This window comes from Kitasatospora sp. NPDC087314 (assembly GCF_044744365.1).
Taxonomy (GTDB): domain Bacteria; phylum Actinomycetota; class Actinomycetes; order Streptomycetales; family Streptomycetaceae; genus Kitasatospora.
In genome coordinates this window covers 1-2,854 of record NZ_JBIUYE010000047.1, presented here as the reverse complement: position 1 = coordinate 2,854, position 2,854 = coordinate 1, and the positions used below count along the sequence as shown (strand labels likewise).

Genomic DNA, 2,854 nt, shown 5'->3' with positions numbered 1-2,854 from the left:
CCGTGGAGGTGGGTGGTGAAGAAGCGTTCGTGTTCTTCGCGGGTGGTGCCGAGGCGGGCCTGGGCGACGAAGTCACGGAACGGCAGCGGCGCCGGGAGGTCATCGAGCCTGCCGTCCAGCACGGCGTGGATCTCGCCGAGCAGGATCTCCAGTGCCGTGTTGTCGGTGGTCAGGTGATGGCGCTGGAGCAGCATGAGCCAGCGGTTGCTGCCGGGTTCGGCGGCGATGTGGGCGCGGAGCAGCGGTGCCAGGGTGAGGTCCATGGTGGCGGGGCAGGCCGCGGTGAGTTCGGCCTTGGCGTCGTCGCCGGTGATCTCGTGCTGGTGGACGGGGAGTTGGGCGTGGCGGGCGACGACCTGGACGGGTTCGGGCAGGCCTTCCCAGAGGAAGGCGGTGCGCAGGATGTCGTGGCGGTCGATGACGTGTTGGAGGGCGCCGAGGAAGGTGTCCAGTCGCTCGCGCGAGTCGAAGGTCAACGCCGCCGGCAGGACATAGGGGTCGTAGCCTTCGGCGGCCACCAAGTGGTGGAAGAGGATGCCCTGTTGCAGTGGGGCGAGCGGGTAGATGTCCGCGATGTTGGCCGCGCCGCCGGGGAAGGCCGCGGTGATCCGCGCGATCTCCTCGCTGGTCAGCTCGACGAGCGGCAGCATCGCGGGGGTGATCTCCCGGGCGCCGGCCGGGATCAGGTTCGGCGGGACCACCACTTCACCGGTGTCGGCGGTCGCCGCCAGCCCTGCCGGGGTGGGGGCGGTGAAGAGGGTGCGGACGTTCACCGGGACACCCCGCGAGCGCATTCGCTCCACCAGCGTGACGGCGAGCAGGGAGTGACCGCCCAGGTCGAAGAAGTTGTCGTCCACGCCGACCTGCGGCAGGCCGAGCACCTCGCCGAACGCCTCGCACAGCAGGGTCTCGCGCGGCGTCGAGGGTGCCCGGTAGGTGGTGCCGGTGGTGAAGTCGGGGGCGGGTAGGGCGCGGCGGTCGAGCTTGCCGTTGACGGTCATCGGCAGCGCGTCGAGCACCACGATCGCGGCCGGGACCATGTATTCGGGCAGGGTCGCCGCGAGATCGGCCCGGACGGCCGCGAGGTCCACCTCACCTACGGGAACGACGTAGCCGACGAGGCGCTTGTCGCCGGGCAGGTCTTCGCGGACGATGACGCTTGCGCGGGCGATGGCGGGGTGAGTCGTCAACGCGGCTTCGATTTCGCCGAGTTCGATGCGGTAGCCGCGGAGTTTGATCTGGTCGTCGGTGCGGCCGAGGTATTCGAGTTCGCCGTGGCGGTTCCAGCGGGCGAGGTCGCCGGTGCGGTACATCCGGCTCCCGGACGGGCCGTAGGGGCTGGCGGTGAAGCGTTCGGCGGTGAGGGCGGGGCGGTGGAGGTAGCCGCGGGCGAGCTGGGTGCCGGCGATGTAGAGCTCGCCCGGGACGCCGGCGGGGACGGGGCGCAGTGCGGTGTCCAGGACGTAGGCGCGGGTGTTCCACATCGGCCGCCCGATCGGCACCACGACGGCGTCGGGATCCTCGGCGGTGAACCGGTGGTCGGTGCAGCCGACCGTGGTCTCGGTCGGCCCGTAGTGGTTGACCAGCGCGACGTCCGGGTGACGCTCGTGCCAGCGGGCGAGCTGGGCGACCGGCACCGCCTCGCCGCCGACCATCAGCAGGCCGGTCGGGGCGTGATTGTCGGAGAGCGCGTCCGCGTAGGCGAGGCCGCTGGGTGTGGCCTTGAAGAGGGTGAGGGGTTGGTCGGTGAGGGTGGTCGGGAGGTGTTCGTCGAGTGGTGCGAGTTGGACCTGGCCGCCGGTGGTGAGGGCGCCGTAGAGGACGGTGACGCCGGCGTCGAAGGAGATGGAGGCGTGTAGGAGGGTGTTGCCGGAGAGTTCGGGGTAGGCGGTGGCGGCGCGGGTGAGGTAGTTGACGAGGCCGGCGTGGGGGACGACGACGCCCTTGGGGTGGCCGGTGGAGCCGGAGGTGTAGATCACGTATGCCGGGTGCTGAGGGAGCACCGTGACGTTCAGGTTGGCGGAGTCGCCTGTCATGACCGGGAGTTCGTCGATCAGCAGGTGGTGAATGGTGGTCAGGTCGCCGGCTTTGGTGGCGCATTCGGTGCTGGTGAGGAGGAGGTGGGGGTGGGAGTCGGTGAGGAGGTGGGTGATGCGGTCGGTGGGGTAGTCGGGGTCGATCGGGAGGTAGGCGGCGCCGGTCTTGAGGACGGCGAGGAGGGTGACGATCAGGTTGGTTGAGCGTTCGATGAGGACGGCGGCGAGGGTTTCGGGGCCCATGCCGTGGGTGGTGAGCAGGCGGGCGAGGTGGTTGGCGCGGTTGTTGAGTTGGGCGTAGGTGAGGCGTTCGTCGTGGTGGATGAGGGCGGTGGCGTCGGGGGTGCGGGCGGCCTGGGCTTCGACGAGTTGGTGGAGGGTGGTGGTGGGGACGTCGTGGGTGGTGTCGTTCCAGTCGGTGAGGATTCGGTGGCGTTCGGCGGTGTCGAGGATGTCGATGCTGGTGACGGGCTGGTTCGGCGTGGTCAGGGCAGCGGAGAGGACCCGGACGAATCGCTCGGTGAGCTGTTCGGCCGTCTCGGTGTCGAAGAGGTCCCGGGCGAAGGTCAGCGTGCCGCGCAGACCGGCGTGCGTGCCATCGGCGGCAAAGGTCTCGCTGAGGGTGAAGGACAGGTCGAACCGGGCTGCCAACTGGCCGGAGGGAGCCAGTGTCGCCGTGAGACCGGGCAGCGCCAGGTCGGGCTCGGCGTTGTTCTGCAGCGAGAGCATGACCTGGAAGAGCGGGTGGCGGGCCATGGATCGTGCGGGGGCGAGTTCTTCGACGAGGCGTTCGAAGGGGATGTCCTGGTGGGCGAAGG

General features: G+C 70.0%; 1 protein-coding gene. It reads right to left on the bottom strand.

Going from position 1 to position 2,854, the window contains the following annotated elements; genetic code table 11:
• Nucleotides 1-2,854, bottom strand: a 2,854-nt coding sequence (locus tag ACIO5E_RS39620; RefSeq protein WP_400677572.1) for an amino acid adenylation domain-containing protein, incomplete at both ends; no start/stop codon positions are given.